Source organism: Niabella terrae (assembly GCF_054783135.1).
Genome location: NZ_BAAGRD010000008.1, coordinates 200,652 through 218,373, shown reverse-complemented (window position 1 = coordinate 218,373; position 17,722 = coordinate 200,652). Strand labels below are relative to the sequence as shown.

The following is a 17,722-nucleotide window of genomic DNA, read 5'->3' as shown; positions in this document are numbered from 1 at the left end:
TTTCTTGCACCTCTTTAATTAATTAATTCACACTGGCACTGTCAGCTCCTGCTGCCTGTACACTGTCTGTTGCGGGCGTGGCTGCAGTCGTACTGTCACTTGCCGGCGTCGCAGCGGGTGCTGCTGCTTCCTGAACGGCGCCATACTTGGGCTGCTGCGTTGCCATCCACTGATCATACTCTTCCTGGGTTTCCACAATGATCTCACCCCGCATACCGGTATGACCCGCACCACACATCTGATCACAGGCGATCTCATAGACGAATTTGTCATTTCCTGTCTCCTGGATCATTTGTTTGGTTGTTTTGATAGGCGTAAACCAAAGGGTGGTCGGCGTGCCGGGAACCGCATCCATCTTCAATCTGAAATGGGGCAGGCCCACACTGTGGATTACGTCTTTGGCGCCAATGATCAGCTTAACGGGTTTGTTCACCACCAGGTGCATCGGTGCACTGCTGATGACGATATCATCATGGGTGGCCGGATCTTCCCAGATCAGCCCCAAGGTATTATCCGCGCCGGGATCAATTTTCGTATAATGTTTCTTTCCAAAAATACCGTCCTTACCCGGATAGCGGAACTCCCACTGGAACTGACTGCCCACGATTTCGATCTTCATCGCATTCTCAGGCGCTTTGCCGGTAATCTGATACCAGTAGATCAACCCAAAAGTAACAAGTATCGTTAAGACGATAGCCGGAACCACGGTCCAGATCAGCTCCAGCTTATTATTATGCGGAAAATAATAGGCTTTCCGGCCTTCTCTTTCCTGATAACGGAATGAATACCAGAACAATAAAATCTGCGTTACGACAAATACCACACCGGTGGCAATCAGGGTATACTTCATCATCCGGTCGACCTTCAAACCATGATCGGAAGCCGCCGTACCGAATTTCAATACCTTGTCGCCCAGGGTATGATGCGTCCAATACACACCAAATAATCCTACAATCAGGAACAGCAGCAACAGAAAAGCATTTACCCTGTTGGATTGCCTGCGGGTTTTTTCCTCACCCCTGATGATGGAGACAAACTCCGTTGCACGCGCAATCTGGAAGGTGATGATAAAACCTAATATTAAAATCGATATTAATAAAAAAGTATGCATGATGTGTTTTGTTCTGTTATTGTTCTATTCTTTTCGTTCACCTGTTATCAATTGCTTATAACGTGGGTCGGTAAGGTTTTAGGTATGATGTATTACGGTTTCTTTGGAGAACGGGTGGTTCTTAACCGCCAGCGGATACTTGCTTAAGCTCCGTCCTACCACGTACATGATCAGCCCTACAAATAAAAGTGCCACGCCCATATCGGCCAGGATAAAGGGTACTTTGCCGGGAGAAATAGCCGGGAATACCATCTGATAAAAATTCAGCCAGTGACCGAACAGGACGATGATGGATACAAAAGTGATAATGGTATAATTACGTTTGGAATCCCGGCTCATCAGAATCAGGATGGGCCCCACAAAATTAATGGTCAGCATCATCCAGAAAATACCGGCATAAGCGCCTAGTGCGCGGGGTTTAAAATAAACCGTTTCTTCAGGAATATTCGCATACCAGATCAACATGAACTGGGCAAACCAGAGATAGGTCCAGAAGATAGAAAAAGCAAAGATAAACTTACCCAGATCATGCAGGTGCTCTTTATTGACCACCGGCAGGTACCCGGAATTCTTCAAAAAGACCACAAAGAGCGTAATCAGCGCCAGGCCGGCCACAAAAGTACTGGCAAAAGTATACCAGCTGTACATGGTACTGTACCAGTGTGCATCAATGCTCATCAGCCAGAGCCAGGGCAGGGAAGACATGATGGTCAGTGCAAATACGACAATATAAATCGCGGCCACCACGGTATTGTTCCATAAAAACTTTTTGCGTTCTGCCACGGTAGTGGGAGGGTTGGTATCCAGACTGCGGGAACGTTGCCTCATTTTCCAGCCCAGCAGGGACCAGAGTCCGATGGTCAGGACCGTTACCGTAAGATAGAAGCCTCTGTTCAGGAATCCGGCTTTCTGGCTCAATATGGGATCATGGGCAACATGGTCCGTGTCCAGCCAGTGATAAATATTATGTTGTCCGGAGAAAATGATGGCCATCAGAATGATTAAGGTAAGGAATCCGATCACCGGTACAGCCGCCGATACCGCTTCGGTAACCCGGCTGAAACTGATTTGCCAGCCCCCCCAGGAAAGGGTAGTGGCACACATGAAAAACATGGCGGCATTTACCACCAACAGAAAATAGACGCTGTTTTGCAGGAGACTGGCCCAGAAACGGGCATGCTGTGCATGGGCTTCCTCTTCGCTGGCCACTGCCCCATGTGTGGCAATGTACAAGGCAATTATGGCTACCACACCTATGCCCATCAGCGCATAGGATATCGTATTGTATTTTTTCGTTGGTGTAAACTGTTCTGTAACTGACATTCCCTGTATCTTTTAATAATCTGTTTTCAATTTAGTTTGCTGATGCGGTAGCGACGGTTGTTGTTGAATCCGCTGCGACTGCCGGCGCCTTGTCTGCGGCCGGCGCCGCACCGCCCTGCTGGGCCTTGATATAGGCCACAATTTCCCAGCGTTGTCTGGGGGAAAGCTGGGAAGCGTAACTACCCATCTGTCCCTTACCGTAAGTAATCGAATAAAACATGGTACCCGGCGCCATGGCGATCATTTCTGCATCCTTAAAATTCTTGGGCGCAGCGGTAAAAGGACCGTCACCGCCATTGAACAGCGGACCATTCCCGTCCAGGCTGGCCCCGTGACAGATGCCGCAGTTGACCAGGTAGAGCCTTTCTGTCTCCTTCATATCGATGGAAGCCAGGGCCGTATCCAGCGGATTCTTCAGCTGGGCAGACTGGGCATAACCGGCAGAATCAAAGGGTAAAGTAAAATGAAAGGCCAGGTCCTCATCACGGGCTACGGTACCGGCAACCGGCATGCGGTTATAATAAATCCCGGAATCCCTCAGCGCATCCGTCGGCTGATAGGTTTCGTAAGCCCGGCTGTAAAACATGTCCGGCATATAAGCGATCCCCGGATCGGTATCCGCACCGCAACCTGCTACCGCCAGACTGCCCAATACGACTGCCGTAAATGCCAGACCCGAGAATAAGTTTGTATGTTTTTTTATGGAACTATTTTTATTCATATTCATGATTCTTGAAAATCGATACTTGATTGTAGATACCCGCCCCTGTATTCGGATGGCCGCTGCTTTTATTTAAACTTCCGGGACCCGCTTGCCAAACCTTACTGTTTCCACATCGTAACGTCCGATCCACCAATCCGCTTCCCTGTGTTGCACTTCCACGCCTTCGGCACCCATACTTTGCAGAAAAGCGATGGCCTCTGCCTCATTGGTCTTGTCGGTGCACTCAATTGCCATCGTAAACGTATCATCGGTACTGCGGAGGTTAAAATGGTCCTTCTTTACAAAAGGCGCCAGCTGGCAGAGCCAGCAGAAAGTCAGCACCATACCCACCGCTGAAAACAACACCGTCAGCTCAAACATAATGGGTATCCAGGCGGGCAGCGAAAAATAAGGTTTACCCCCGAAATTGATCGGCCAGTCCGTCGTCAGCATCCAGGTAATAAAACCAATGGCGGTCGAGGTACCGGTAATGCCGTAAATAAAGCCGGCGATGTGCAGATCGGTATCCTTAAGACCCATCGCCTTATCCAGACCGTGTATGGGAAAGGGGGTATACACATCGTGTATTTTGTATCCTGCACGGCGTACTTTGGTCACCGCAGGAAACAACACCGCTTCCTCATAAAAATTACCTACAATAAATTTTTTAACGTTCATATTTATCTTGTTACTGGATTCAGCTTCGGAAAGATCTTTCACTGAACCTTATTTTTTCAATTGTTACCCCTGCCGCTGACAACCGGATTAATGGTGATCGTCATGGGCATTATGTTCAAATGCTTCGAAGCTTTCCGATTCCTGAACGGTCATATTTTCCTTAAAGCTGTCACCGCTTCTTTTCAGAATATGTTTGATCTCTGCAATGGCGATAACCGGGAAGAATTTAGAGAACAGGAAATAACAGGTAAAGAACAATCCGAAGGTACCCATATAAAAGCCGATCTCCCAGATGGTCGGTGTATAATAGGTACTCCAGGAGCTCGGCAGGTAATCCCGGTAAATCGAAGTCACGATGATCACGAAACGCTCAAACCACATACCAATATTCACCAGGATACTCATGAAGAAGGTAACCAGCAGGTTTCTTCTCAGTTTCCGGAACCAGAAAATCTGCGGAGACAGTACGTTACAACCCATCATCAGCCAGTAGCTCCATCCATATGGACTGCTGAGATTCAACCGGTTCTCTTTAAATGCGAACCATTCGTAAGGTACCGCACTGTACCAGGCGATAAAGAGCTCGGTCAGGTAGGCGATACCTACAATGGAACCTGTCAGTACGATTACCTTATTCATTACATCGATATGCTCGATGGTAATATATTGTTCCAGTCGTAATACTTTCCGGGTAATCAGCAGCAGGGTCTGTACCATGGCAAAACCACTGAATACCGCCCCGGCCACAAAATAAGGCGGGAAGATCGTCGTGTGCCAGCCCGGGATGACTGAAGTCGCAAAGTCAAAGGATACAATGGTATGCACCGAAAGTACCAGGGGAGTAGACAGACCCGCCAGGACCAGCGACAGGGCTTCGTGACGCTGCCAGTGCTTGGTGCTTCCCGTCCAGCCAAAGGAAGCTACGCCGTAAAAGAATTTTCTCCATTTCAGTTTGGCACGGTCCCGAAGGGTCGCCAGATCCGGTAACAGACCGCAGTACCAGAACAGCAGGGAGACCGTAAAATACGTTGAAATCGCAAATACGTCCCAGAGCAGCGGCGAGTTAAAGTTCACCCATAAAGGGCCCCGGGTGTTGGGATAAGGCATGACAAAGAACGCGTTCCATACCCGACCCATGTGCCAGATCGGAAACTGTCCCGCACACATAACGGCAAATATGGTCATCGCTTCCGCGGCACGGTTTACCCCGGTACGCCATCCCTGACGGAACAGCAACAGGATCGCGGAGATCAGGGTTCCGGCATGACCGATACCCACCCACCATACGAAGTTGGTGATATCCCATCCCCAACCAACGGTCTTGTTCAGGTTCCACTGTCCGATCCCGTAGGTCACATCCATGTAGATGGACACCACACCAAAACCTAATAAACCAAGCGAAATGATAAATCCCACCCACCAGAGTTTGCTGGGCGTAGCTTCCACGGGACGGCAGATATCCACCGTAACATCATGGTAGGTCTTGTTTCCCTCAACCAATGGGTCTCTTGCCTGTGATTCGTATCTGATTAATGACATAATTATTTATAAAAATTCTAAAAGGTCTGATTCAATATTTGGGTCCCGCCGAGCACGAAAGCTGCTTAATGATGACTTTCGGCAGCCGGGGCCGCTTCATGTCCTGCTTCGTGTCCTGCACCATGTCCCTCTTTCTCGATCACTTCTTCTGTATTTCTGACTTTGGCCAGGTAGCTGACATTCGGCAGCACGTGCAATTGTTCCAGAGAATAGAAAAGACGCAGCGGATTTTCCAGTCTTTCCCTGGTGATACGTGCGTCCTTGTCGCCGATATTACCGAATACGATCGCATCGGCATTACAAGCCTGCATACAGGCGGTTTTTGCTTCGCCATCCCGCAAAGGCCTGTTCTGTTTCTTGGCTTCCAGTTTGGCATGCTGGGTCCGCTGAATACAGAAAGAACATTTTTCCATCACACCTCTGGAACGTACCGTTACATCAGGATTCAATACCATACGGGTCAGTGGATCATTCATCTGGAAGACCACGTCGTCCAGTTTACCGACCAGTTGCTGATCCTGATTGTCCGGGAAGCTGTCGGCTCCGGTATAATCCAGCCAGTTGAACCGGCGGACCTTAAACGGACAGTTATTGGCACAATAACGGGTACCGATACAACGGTTATAGGCCATCTGGTTGATCCCTTCTTCGTTGTGGTTGGTAGCGGCTACGGGACAAACATTCTCACAGGGGGCATTATCACAATGCTGACACATCATGGGTTGAAATACCACGCCCTTCAGCTGATCGGGATGCTGCTCATCGCTCACAAAATACCGGTCGATTCGCAGCCAGTGCATATCATGGAAACGCGCCACTTCATTTTTACCAACGATGGGCACATTGTTTTCAATATGACAGGCCACCACGCAGGCGCCACAGCCATAACAGGCATTCATGTCCACATTCATGCCCCATTTCAACCCATTTTTCTCATGCTCCCCGTACAGGGTACCATTTTTCCTGTAATTCAGGTTATTGGCCTGAAAATCATTGGCATTCCGGCCATAGGCTTCCTCCAGATGATCCCGGAATTCCTTGATCTCATTGGGATATTTGTTGAAAGTTGCCAGCGTGGTTTCGCGCACCACTTCCACCCGTCCTTCATAAGAATTATGAATCTGGGTCTGCGCAATTTTTTCTTTTCTGCCCGCATCCGTAATCGTCACATTGGGTGCTACAAAACTGATATTGGCACCGCTCAGTGAGGTAAAGGGGAAGGCATTCTCGCCCACACCGGCCGCAGATCTTCCCAGGCTGTCCGCCCGGCCGTAACCCAGCGGCACGGCAATGGTATTGGCATTCATACCGGGAATAACCAGGATCGGCAGTTCCACACTGTATTTGCCACTTTGTATTTTAATAACCGGCTTCTGCGGATAATATTCGTAATCCATGTCCAGCTCAATACCCAGTTCCGCTGCTTTGGGAAGCGAAATCAGGGCATAGTTGCCCCAGGTCGCCCGGGTAATGGGATCAGGCAGTTCCTGCAGCCAGGGATTGGTGGCACCGGTACCGGTTCCCACACCCACATTGCGGTAAACGATCAGTTCATCCTTACCACCGGCAGGAAGGGCAGCTACTGCTGCGGCTGCGGTTGCTGCCGCTGCGCCTGAATAAGTACCGCCGGAACCGGCAGCCGTTTCCAGGACACCGTCCTGCAGGGCTTTCAGGTAAGCGGTTTCACCGCCCAGCCGGCCTTCCCAGAAAGTCTTCAGGTAATCATGATATTCTGCCGGATTGCCGCTCCATTTCAGTAAGGCATCCTGATAGGCCCTGGTTTTAAAGAGCGGGTTGATGGTCGGCTGTACAAAAGCATACACCCCCGTCTTGGGTTCTGCATCGCCCCAGCACTCCAGATAATGGTGGGTGGGCAGCAGGTATTTGCAAAGCTGGGTGGTTTCATCCAGTCTTTCAGTAAAGGAAACCGTAGTGGCCACCTTTTTCAGTGCCGCCACCACTCGGGCGCCGTTGAAATAGTCATATACCGGATTGGCCCCGTAAATCAGCAGGGCTTTCACCTGACCGCCTTCCATTTGGGTCAGCAGGTCTTCAAATTCTTTATTGATGGATTTGGACAAATTGGAAGTCCGGGTTAGGTCGATGGTATTGCCGTAAGCACCGATGGCACTGTTGATGGCGTTGACCAGGGTCTGGATCCGGGCGTCATTGGAACCACAAACCACCAGGCCTTTGCCGCCGGCGGCCTGGAGTTGCTGGGCGACTTTGGCAATCCCTGCGGATAAGCCGGCTTCCAGCTGGGGCGCTGTCACGCCACCGCCCACTGCCGCCAGTAAGGCCAGCGCTACCGCGCCGGTCTGGGACGCACGGTGGGTAAAGCGTTCATCAGCATTGGCACCCGTCATGCTCAGGAAGCTTTCAAACTGATAATGCTTACTCATTTTGGGTGCTTTCTCATCGATCTTCCTGCCCCTGGTATAACCTGCAGCCTGTTCGATAGGATGCAGCCAGGTACCCAGGAAATCCGCTCCCAGGCTCACGATGACGTCTGCGTTTTCAAATTTGTAAGTAGGAATCACCCGGCCAAATCCGCTGGCTTCATTGGCTTCCAGCAGGCCGCTGTAGCCCAGGCTGTCGTAGGACACTACCCGCAGCTTCGGAAATTTCGAAATGATATCCAGGGTGGATGGCGAATTGATGGTACTGGTCAGAAAAACCACTTCTGCCGCACTGTTCAGTTCGGCCTGTATGGTTTTATCCAGGTGCTCGTAAGTGCTCTCTTCAAATTTATCGCCCACTTTACGCTGCGGATGCCGCAGCCGGTGGGTATCATAAAGATCCAGTACGGAAGCCTGTACCGCGGCAGAAGTACCGCCTTTGGTATAAGCATACAGTTCATTGCCTTCGATCTTGATGGGACGACCATCCCGTACTTTGGCCACCACCGGCACAGCATCACCACCAAACACATAAGTAGTGGCATAATATTTTGCTTCGCCGGGAATAATATTATCGGGTTTTACCGCATAAGGTATCGCATCGCGGACTTTGGTCTTACAGCTGGCGGCCAGTGTGGCGGCTGCCGTACTGAAGCCGAGGTATTTCAGAAAGTCCCTGCGCGGGGCCTTGGCATCCAGTAAACCTTTATCATCGAAATTTTCAAACGGCAGTTCATCCTGAAACTCATCAGAAACTTTTTTGTCAAAACCTTCTGGATCATTGATCTGTCCGAATCCTTGCCAGTATTTATTACTCATATGCTCTCTAAATGTGCTGATTTGCTAATATGCTGATTTCCTGCGGCGGCCCTCTCTACAGACTTTCTTTACCACACCGCTTTCTTTCCTTTTCTTAATAGTGACATTTCTGACACTCCAGTCCACCGATATCTTTTACGGTGACACTGTCCATCTTGCCCGACTTGATATCATTATGGAATTTCTCGTAAATGCTGTAGAACTGATTACCGGTAGAGTCCGAAGTATTGAAATTTACTTTGGTCTGACGGTGACAGTTCACACACCAGCCCATGCTCAGTTGCTCAAACTGATAAACTTCATCCATGCCGGTGATTTCACCATGACAGGTCTGACACTGTACATTCCCCACTCTAACGTGCTGACTGTGATTAAAATACACATGGTCGGGCAGGTTGTGTATTTTCACCCATTCGATGGGCTTGGCTTTAGAACCATCCCAGGCATCGGCATTTGCCGGATCAAAGCCTGCATATTCATACAGTTTTTGAATTTCAGCCGTACCGTCTACTACTTTGCCATTTTTGTCTTTGAGTTCCGGTCCGTTGTATTTCTGAATGGTCTTATGACAGTTCATACATACATTCACTGAAGGAATAGCGGCGGTTTTGCTTTCCCAGGCATTGCCGTGGCAGTACAAACAGTTGATCTGATTGATGCCGGCATGTACTTTATGGGAATAAAAAATCGGTTGACGGGGCTCGTAATGTTTCTGGCGGTTGACATTGATCATTGCCGTAGTCGTAAAATAGCCGCCGACCAGGAACAGGACGATGGCAAAAATTGCCAGATAGGTTTTATTGCGGTATACCGGAAGAGAAGGAGCGGCTTTCACGCCCTCGGCATCCCGGGAAGCTTTCTGCAGGTTGTAATTGACGAAAATCAGGATCAGGGCAGCCAGGGCCAGGATCATTGATACCACGCCATACATAATATTACTGCCACTGGAGCCATGTCCTTCTGTAGGAGCAGCGCCACCAGCAGGAGCTGCCGCAGCATCCAGTTTTCCACTACCCTTGGCGTCTACATACTGGAGGATCGCGTCGATCTGTTCGTCAGTCAGGTCCGGGAAAGTCGACATCGTTGTGGGCTTCTTTTTGGACACTTCCACCGCCAGGGGATATCCCGAGGCAATCAGCTTGGCGTTGTTTCTGATCCACTCATGCAGTTTGTCCTTATCCGACCATTCCTGAACGCCTGTATACAGGGCGGGACCGGTCATATCGGACAACATATCCGGGGCGTGACAGCTCTGACATTTGGAAACAAATAATGACTTACCCTCCTGCACAGCATCCTGGGCAACCGCAGCATTGGCAAATACAACAAAAAATGCGATCAGGAGTAAGGTTAGCCGGTTATACAAATGTTTTCGATTATTCATAAAACTCTTAAAATCTAAAATGTGGATAAAAACCTCTGACAGACTGCAAAAATAAGGCGCGGCGTTAACATAACAGCAACAAAATGAAAATTTTTTAAAGCCGCTACCAGCCTGCGTTTCAGCCGATTTCCAGATGCAAAAATTGAAAGCCAAAAATTGTTTGTCATTGGAAAGTCATCTGATTCTGACCTCTTTAAGATGTTAACATCTCCGTTTTGAGGCCGGAATTAAAGAAAATCGGGTTGCGGGTATTTCGCCAAATAGCTTTTATATTGCAGCAGTGGACGGGAGGCTTTCAGAAAAAGGGAAACCAGCAGCCGCCAGTCTGTAGCGACTATATATATATATAATACATGAAGAGATTACATCTGGCCATCATGGCCAGCGGTGCGGGTTCCAATGCACAGAAAATTATCGATTTTTTCCGAAACAGCGAACTGGCAAAAATCAGCCTGATCGCCTGCAATAAACCCGGGGCCGGTGTGCTCGATATTGCCCGCAGGGAGGGTATTCCGGAACTGCTCCTGGAAAAAAACGCTTATAAAACGGACGGTTACGCTTCATTTTTACAGAAAAATGGCATAGATTTTATAATACTTGCCGGTTTTTTATGGAAAATCCCGATTCCCCTGATCGAAGCCTACCCCCAGAAAATCGTCAATATCCACCCCGCCCTCTTGCCCGCCTATGGGGGTAAAGGGATGTACGGCGCCCATGTCCACGAAGCGGTCATTCGCAACCGCGAAACCGAAACCGGCATCACCATCCATTATGTGGACGAACAATACGATCATGGTGCTGTTATATTTCAGGCCCGGTGCCCGGTGCTGCCCGGTGATGATCCGGAGACCCTGGCCGCCCGGATTCACGCACTGGAGCACCATCATTTTCCACAAGTAATCGGCGGCCTGATCAGCGGCATCCAGCGGGACCTGAAGGCCTGAAACGGACCGGTCATCCATTTTACCAAACTATTTAGAATTTCTTTACTTGTTTTGACCCTGTGAATCTATCATTTTGAAGCAGATCGGCATCATACTGGCATTTATTGCAGGGGGACTCAGTCAGCAGACAGCGGCCCAGCAGGTGACCCTGAAAGGAACCGTCTTCGACAGCACAGGCACTTATCCCATAGAATTGGTATCGGTCATCAGTTCTGATGGCAGCGGAACAGTCACCAACCGTTATGGTGATTATAACCTGACCGTTCATGAATCGGACTCCATCTGGTTCAGTTACCTGAATAAACCCACCCGGAAATTTGCCGTAAAAGATATCAAAACCCCCTTTTCCTTTGATATATCACTGCAGACCTATATTCCGATTCTGCCGGAAGCACGGGTCCGCAATCCCAATTACCGGCAGGATTCGCTGCAAAACCGTCAGGATTATGCCAAAGTTTTTAATTACCGCAAACCCGGACTGGGTACCGTGACCAATAATGACGGAACCGCCGGACTGGACCTGGACGGCATTATCAATTCATTCCGGTTCCGGAAAAACCGGCAGATGCAATCATTTCAGGATCGGCTGATTTCTGAAGAACGGGAATCCTATGTCCGGCATCGTTTCAGTAAGGCCCTGATCAGGCGCATCACCCAGGAAGACCGGGACAGTGTGATCAATCAGTTTATCCTGCAATACCTGCCATCCTACCTGTTTACCTCGATGGCCAACGATTATACCTTCCATAAATATATCAAGGACTCCTACGAAAGGTTTAAAACCGGCCAGCCTGCTTCCCCTCTCTGGCGGGAGGGTGCCACCGGAGAAGAGGTCATGGTGGATCCCCGGGAGCCCTGACCTGTCCTTCTGCCCCGGATCCGGACGATTTTTTAAAAAAAGAATAAATTGCATCCATGCAAAAATTCTGGCCTGTCCTGCCGCTGCTGCTTGCCTCCGGTCTGCTGCAGGCGCAAAGCTCCTGTGATCTGTTGATCAAAAACGGAAAAATTATTGACGGAACCGGCAATAACTGGTATTATGGAGATATCGCCGTTTCCGGGAGCCGGATACTGGCGATGGGTCCGGCGCTCCGGGTTGATGCCGCCCGTACCATTGATGCCAGTGGGCTGGTGGTGGCACCGGGTTTTATTGACGTACACACCCATATTGAAGGCGATGAAACCGCCAATCCCACGGCGGATAATTTTATTTATGACGGTGTTACCACCGTGGTTGCCGGAAATTGCGGTTCTTCCAATGTGGATCTGGGCCGTTATTTTTCCTGGATCGACTCGCTGAAACTCTCGGTAAATGTAGCGAGTCTGATCGGCCATAACAGTGTCCGCCGTAGCGTGATGGGCCGGGCCAACCGCCTGCCTTCTGCTGCAGAACAGCAACAAATGGAAGCCCTGGTCAGAAAAGCCATGCAGGACGGTGCCGTAGGTATGTCTACCGGACTGATATATATCCCGGGCACTTATGCGGCGACTGCTGAAATCACGGACCTGGCCAAAGTGGTGGCGGGTTACCACGGTGTTTACGCCTCCCATATGAGAAATGAAGGTGATAAAGTCAGCGAGGCGATAGCGGAAGCCATTGGGATTGGCCGCCAGGCCGGTCTTCCGGTAGAGATTTCACATTTTAAAGTCAGTGGGCAGCAGAACTGGGGGCGCAGTCGCCAAACCCTCGCTCAGGTGATTGCCGCCAGAAAAGAGGGCATCGATGTCACGATCGATCAGTATCCCTATACCGCTTCCAGTACCTCGATCAGTACTTTATTGCCCGATGCGATCCTGGCCGATGGCCAGGACAGTGTACGTGCCCGGCTGACCAATCCCCGGATCAAAAAAGCAGTGATCGATGATATGGTACGCCGCCTGAAGAAAAGGAAACTCAAACATTACAGTTACGCGGTAGTGGCTTATTACGGCGCCGATACTTCCTATAATGGAAAAAGCATTGAAACCATCAACCGCCTGCTGGGTCGCAAACACAAGGCCCGGGCCGAAGCCCAGACGATTATTGACATACAGCTGAACGGCGGGGCCAGCGGTGTATTTCATGGAATGGGCGAAGACGATGTCCGGCGCATCATGCAGTTTCCTTTCAATATGTTTGCCAGTGATGCTTCGATCCGGATATTTAATCAGGGTATGCCGCATCCCCGGGGCTATGGAACCAACGCCCGGGTCCTGGGTAAATATGTCCGGGAGCAACAGGTCCTGGGTCTGGAAGAAGCCATCCGCAGGATGACTTCGCTTCCGGCACAAAAATTTCAGCTGAAGGACCGGGGATTACTTCGGAAGGGCCTCGCAGCCGATATCGTCATCTTTGACCCCGCCACCGTCAGCGATCAGGCTAGTTTTGAAAAACCACATGCCTATTCGAAAGGGTTCCATTATGTGCTGGTCAACGGAAAGCTCACGGTGGACCAGGAACGGCATACAGGCGCCCGTGCCGGGCAACCCCTGTACGGGCCGGGAAAAAGTCTGCAACCCTGAAAAAAAGCTCATTCGAGTCCGCTGAGAACCAAACAGTTGTTAGCAAACCGTAGGCATTTACGCCGGCCCTGATGGGCCTTCTCGGCGTCTTTTCACAAATAAAAGTTAAACAGATTACGAATTATTCGTAGTTCGTTGCTACAACTTATATTGTGGTTCAAATTCTAATTATGAGACGACCATTCCGGATTGCCTATGGATTGCTGTTGCTTTTGCCTATATGCTTATCTGCCCAGAAAAATATTTACCTGAATCCCGATAATGCGATTGGCGCCAAGTCTTCGCTGTTCTTCAGTGCTGTGGACCTGATCCCACTGGAAACCTCCAAAGCCTGTTCCTTTACCAATATGAGTGGCTTTCTGGTGACTCCCAGGTATTATGTGGTGCTGGATGGCGGTAATAACCGGGTACTGCTATTCGACAGGCAGGGTAAATTCCGTCATGCATATACCCGCAAAAGATTTAAGCTGGCTACGATACAATACATTCCCTCCAAGGATGCCATCTTTATTACCAGCCGGAATAAAAACTATACGATACCGCAGGGCCGGGCCCAGAAAATGATGCAGGAAGCGGGTGATCAGACAGATTTTTCCAAATACACCGGCCTGGACCTGCTGTACCTGAATAGTGAACCGGCTTTCCGGACCGAATCCCTACCCGTACCCCGCTTCGCCCTGAACGGCCTGTATTATTTCAACGACCATTACCTGGTGAATATCGAACGTTATAATAAATACCTGAAAGACAGCGTGGGCTATCATTTACTGGAAACCAGGGGCAACCAGGTGGTACGACGTTTTTTTCCTTTTCTGAATATTGAAAAACTGCCGCCTTATTACGAAGGAATGGAGATTTCTTTTGATCCGGATCAGCAGGAAGGGGCACTGCTATTGCATAAGAACTACGACAATACCGTCTACCGGCTGACCAAAGACTCGCTGTCGGTAGCCTACCGGTTTATTTTTCCGGCCACACATACCATGCCGGCCGATTTTCAGTCCACCCTGTTCAAGAACAATATCGAGTACACCAATTATACCAAAAAAAACGGCAAGGCCATTGACGGCTTTTACAATATGATCCCGTTCAGGAACCTGTTTTTTTTCTCCACCAGTGATAACAATCGCGGAGGCCATTCCTATCTGTTCAATGACCGCAATAATATGCTCTATGACCGTTCTAAAATTAATACCGACAGTACGATCTACTTCCTGCCCAATAGCATTTTTTCCCGCATCATGGAATTCGATGATCAGTACCTGTACAGTGCGATCAGTACGGCTGACCTGCTGAAGGAAAAGGCCAATATGCTGGAAAAAAACGAGGTCCTGCCGGCGCCCATCCGAAAACTACTGGAAGGCCTGGATAAATACGATAATCAGGTCATCATTCAATTAAAAGTCAATTCTACAGACCTATGAGAAACCTAATGCTGCTGTTATTACTGTCACTGCCGGTGGCTTTGATGGCCCAAAAGAATACCGGCTCGGTAAAAGGCACTGTCTACGATTCAATTAATGATTATGCCCTGTCGGCGGCATCGGTTTCTGTATTTAAACAGGCGGATTCCACTGTTACCGATTTCCAGCTCAGTGACGAAAACGGCGCTTTTACTATTGCAGGACTGGCGTTAAAGACCCCGTTTTATTTTATTATTACCCACACCGGCTACCGGCCTTTTGTACGGGCTTTTGCGCTGGACAGCAGCCAGTTGCTTCTGGACCTAGGGAAAATCAATATGCAGGTCCGCGGCGCCGATGAATTGGAAGAAGTGGTGATCAAGGCCGTGCAACCCCTGCGAATGAATGGCGATACCCTGGAAATCAATCCGGACGCCTTCAAACTGGACTCCAATGCCGTAGTGGAAGACATGCTGATGCGGGTGCCCGGACTGACGGTCTGGGGCGACGGGACCATTACGATGAACGGCCGGCAACTGGAAAAAGTCTATGTGGACGGCAAGCCTTTCTTCGGCGGCGCCACCCAGACAGCCACCCAGAACCTGCCCAAAAATGCAATTGAAAAAATACAAATCTACCAGGAAAAAGATCTTTCCAAAGTCCAGAGCACCGATGAAAAGACAGACTCGCTCTATTCAATGAATATCAAACTCAAGGAGGATAAGAAAAAAGGAATATTCGGCAAGATTGGTGCCGGCTATGGCACGGACGAACATTATACGGGCGATGGGGTACTGCAGGCTTACGACAAGCGCAACCAGTTCGGCATTGCTGTCGGCATCAACAATATCAATAAGGAAGAAGGAACGGGAGAAAATGCTTTTGAGCAGAATACCTTCAAATCCAATTTCCGGATATTCTACGGCGGACGGGGCAACGCCAATGACGGGATTACCCGGCGCAGTTATGCCAATCTGAAGTGGCAGCACAGTTTTTCTGAATCGGAAAATTCTCAGTTTTACAACCGCCTGACAACGGATTACGGCTACCTGAATACCCGGCAGAATATGCTATCTGATATCACCAATATAAAAACCATCGACGATTATTCCCTGTCCAGTTACAGTCAGAATCAGAATCTCAGGACCAGTACGGATAATAATGTCAAGTTCATGTATGAAAACCGCAAACAGTTCGGTAATTTCCTGAACCTGACGGCCAATTATACCAATCAGTTTTCCACCAATGATGGCCGGTCCCAAACCGATGTATATAAAAATGACAGCCTGGCCACCAGTACGGCCATTAATACCAATCATTCCGAGACCAGCAATGACAACCTGAATGTGTTTGGATTTGTTCGTTCCAACGATGCGGGCCAATTGACCGATCCCCGGAAAAACTTCATGCTGTTTTTTAACGGAGGTTATAATAACTCCCGTACCAATAGCAGTACCCAGAGCAATTTTATTTCCCATATCGATTCGATCCCTTCGGATTTGATTGATCGCCGCTACCAACGCGACAACCAGAATTATAATTTTTCGATGGACTTTAATTATGATGGGTTCCGTCCCCTGATTTTCGGCATCTACAATTTCTTTAATATCGACATTGCGCTTTTAAACGAGTTCTCGGTCAGCAGCCAGAAATACAATTCCATGGTTACGGACTATGATACCCTGACCGGCCAGTACCTGCAGAATGCGCTGCTCACCAATGACAACCAGGCCCTGAACCTGAATTACCGACCGGGACTGGCCTTTCGTAAAAACTTCAGTAAAAATGTCTGGGAACGTTATTACTACTGGTTTTCCGCCGGACTGGAACTCAAACAGCAATTTCAGGGGTTACAGAATGAATCCAGTATCGGGGAACGTAACCTGGACCGGACATTCTCTGCCTTTACCCCTTCGCTGTACATGAATTTCAACTATGAAAAGCATAATGCTTTCAGGATTAATACCAATCTCTGGAGCAACCTGACGATGGATCCACCTTCCATTGATGAATTGTACCCGATTGTAGACAGTACCAACCGGTACAGCATCACGGCGGGCAACCCGAACCTCAAACCTTCTCACAGGCAATACCTGAACTGGCGGCTGGATATCAACCGCAATAAGCGGGGCAGTAAAAGCAATTACAGCGCCGGCATTAATCTGAACTTTAACAATACAACCGACGCCATCGGTGATAATACCGTCTACGACAGCAGTGGCCGCAGTGTCCGCTACCTGATCAATGTGGACCGGCAGACCAGCTGGAATGGCGGCTTCAATGCCCGGTTCTCGACAGAACTGAACAAAAGAAATACCCTGAGTTTCTCCTATAGAAATTCTCTGTCCCATAGTTCGCAACCGGGTTTTATCAATTACCAGGCGGCCATTGCCCGGAACAGAACGATTTCCAATACCCTGAGTGCCACGTACAGCCTGATCGACAAATTCAATATTACCCTGGGAGAAACCATTTCCCATAACAGCAGCCAGCAGCGGGGATTGAATTCGGCTCCGGCTGAAATCCGTAATTATACCAGTTCGGTCAATGCGAACTATTTTATTACCAAGGCGATCAGCCTGAACAGTTCGCTGAACTATCAGAATAATTTCGCCGCCAATGGCAATTCCGTTAAAGCCAGTATCTGGAATGCCAATGCCGTGTATCGGTTTATGCAGCAGAAAGCGGAATTGACTTTCACGGCATTCGACTTGTTGCATCAGAATAAAAACATCAGCAACTTTGTCGCAGAAAACTCAGCTACCACTACGATTACCAATGGGTTGCAACAATATTTTATGCTGACTTTTTCCTATTATCCCAGAAAATTCGGCAGCAATAATAACCGACGTCCGGCCAGGCCGGGAGGCATGATGATTATACGCAACTAGGCGGCCCATCAAAAATAAGTCTGCTG

Annotated in this window: 12 protein-coding genes; 5 read left to right on the top strand and 7 right to left on the bottom strand. The window is 49.1% G+C overall.

The window, feature by feature from the left end:
* Positions 1 to 22 precede the first annotated feature (22 nt).
* The 7 genes from ACYVI9_RS09085 to ACYVI9_RS09055 form a co-directional block, all read right to left on the bottom strand.
* On the bottom strand, positions 23 to 1,111 hold the full coding sequence (locus ACYVI9_RS09085; protein ID WP_460763621.1) for a cytochrome c oxidase subunit II: 1,089 nt from the start codon (positions 1,109 to 1,111) through the stop codon (positions 23 to 25).
* A 78-nt stretch (positions 1,112 to 1,189) separates the two neighbouring features.
* Complete coding sequence (locus ACYVI9_RS09080) at positions 1,190 to 2,434, bottom strand: quinol:cytochrome C oxidoreductase (RefSeq protein WP_460763618.1); 1,245 nt, start codon at positions 2,432 to 2,434, stop codon at positions 1,190 to 1,192.
* Between the two features lie 31 nt (positions 2,435 to 2,465).
* Positions 2,466 to 3,155 (bottom strand): c-type cytochrome, encoded by a 690-nt coding sequence (locus ACYVI9_RS09075; RefSeq protein WP_460763615.1) that lies wholly within the window; start codon positions 3,153 to 3,155, stop codon positions 2,466 to 2,468.
* A gap of 72 nt (positions 3,156 to 3,227) precedes the next feature.
* Positions 3,228 to 3,815 carry a DUF3341 domain-containing protein gene (locus ACYVI9_RS09070; RefSeq protein ID WP_460763612.1) on the bottom strand — a complete coding sequence of 196 codons (588 nt, stop codon included), beginning with the start codon at positions 3,813 to 3,815 and terminating at the stop codon, positions 3,228 to 3,230.
* A gap of 87 nt (positions 3,816 to 3,902) precedes the next feature.
* The gene (gene nrfD / locus ACYVI9_RS09065) at positions 3,903 to 5,354 is read right to left on the bottom strand and encodes an NrfD/PsrC family molybdoenzyme membrane anchor subunit (RefSeq protein WP_460763609.1); all 1,452 of its coding nucleotides are present in this window, start codon (positions 5,352 to 5,354) and stop codon (positions 3,903 to 3,905) included.
* A 65-nt stretch (positions 5,355 to 5,419) separates the two neighbouring features.
* Positions 5,420 to 8,572, bottom strand: coding sequence for a TAT-variant-translocated molybdopterin oxidoreductase (locus ACYVI9_RS09060; protein ID WP_460763606.1), 3,153 nt, complete (start codon positions 8,570 to 8,572; stop codon positions 5,420 to 5,422).
* A gap of 94 nt (positions 8,573 to 8,666) precedes the next feature.
* Positions 8,667 to 9,956 (bottom strand): c-type cytochrome, encoded by a 1,290-nt coding sequence (locus tag ACYVI9_RS09055; protein ID WP_460763603.1) that lies wholly within the window; start codon positions 9,954 to 9,956, stop codon positions 8,667 to 8,669.
* A gap of 353 nt (positions 9,957 to 10,309) precedes the next feature.
* On the opposite strand from ACYVI9_RS09055, the gene purN reads away from it, so the two are divergent.
* The 5 genes from purN to ACYVI9_RS09030 all read left to right on the top strand — a co-directional run bounded on the left by purN (position 10,310) and on the right by ACYVI9_RS09030 (position 17,696).
* Entirely contained in the window at positions 10,310 to 10,900 is a 591-nt protein-coding gene (purN, locus tag ACYVI9_RS09050; RefSeq protein ID WP_460763601.1) for a phosphoribosylglycinamide formyltransferase, read from the top strand.
* Between the two features lie 73 nt (positions 10,901 to 10,973).
* Positions 10,974 to 11,759, top strand: a complete 786-nt coding sequence (locus tag ACYVI9_RS09045; protein ID WP_460763599.1) for a hypothetical protein — start codon at positions 10,974 to 10,976, stop codon at positions 11,757 to 11,759.
* A gap of 56 nt (positions 11,760 to 11,815) precedes the next feature.
* Positions 11,816 to 13,402: an N-acyl-D-amino-acid deacylase family protein gene (locus ACYVI9_RS09040; protein ID WP_460763596.1), complete on the top strand. Its 1,587-nt coding sequence runs from the start codon at positions 11,816 to 11,818 to the stop codon at positions 13,400 to 13,402.
* 170 nt (positions 13,403 to 13,572) lie between these two features.
* Positions 13,573 to 14,826, top strand: a complete 1,254-nt coding sequence (locus tag ACYVI9_RS09035) for a 6-bladed beta-propeller (protein ID WP_460763594.1) — start codon at positions 13,573 to 13,575, stop codon at positions 14,824 to 14,826.
* A complete protein-coding gene (locus tag ACYVI9_RS09030) occupies positions 14,823 to 17,696 on the top strand; it encodes a TonB-dependent receptor (RefSeq protein ID WP_460763591.1) in 2,874 nt (957 codons plus the stop codon). Before ACYVI9_RS09035 ends, ACYVI9_RS09030 begins: the two co-directional genes overlap by 4 nt.
* Positions 17,697 to 17,722 lie beyond the last annotated feature (26 nt).

Coding starts and splice junctions, on each gene's coding strand:
- purN (WP_460763601.1), top strand. CDS start 10,310: ATGAAGAGATTACATCTGGCCATCATGGCCAGCGGTGCGGGTTCCAAT.
- ACYVI9_RS09070 (WP_460763612.1), bottom strand. CDS start 3,815: ATGAACGTTAAAAAATTTATTGTAGGTAATTTTTATGAGGAAGCGGTG.
- nrfD (WP_460763609.1), bottom strand. CDS start 5,354: ATGTCATTAATCAGATACGAATCACAGGCAAGAGACCCATTGGTTGAG.
- ACYVI9_RS09075 (WP_460763615.1), bottom strand. CDS start 3,155: ATGAATAAAAATAGTTCCATAAAAAAACATACAAACTTATTCTCGGGT.
- ACYVI9_RS09040 (WP_460763596.1), top strand. CDS start 11,816: ATGCAAAAATTCTGGCCTGTCCTGCCGCTGCTGCTTGCCTCCGGTCTG.
- ACYVI9_RS09035 (WP_460763594.1), top strand. CDS start 13,573: ATGAGACGACCATTCCGGATTGCCTATGGATTGCTGTTGCTTTTGCCT.
- ACYVI9_RS09030 (WP_460763591.1), top strand. CDS start 14,823: ATGAGAAACCTAATGCTGCTGTTATTACTGTCACTGCCGGTGGCTTTG.
- ACYVI9_RS09055 (WP_460763603.1), bottom strand. CDS start 9,956: ATGAATAATCGAAAACATTTGTATAACCGGCTAACCTTACTCCTGATC.
- ACYVI9_RS09080 (WP_460763618.1), bottom strand. CDS start 2,434: ATGTCAGTTACAGAACAGTTTACACCAACGAAAAAATACAATACGATA.
- ACYVI9_RS09060 (WP_460763606.1), bottom strand. CDS start 8,572: ATGAGTAATAAATACTGGCAAGGATTCGGACAGATCAATGATCCAGAA.
- ACYVI9_RS09085 (WP_460763621.1), bottom strand. CDS start 1,111: ATGCATACTTTTTTATTAATATCGATTTTAATATTAGGTTTTATCATC.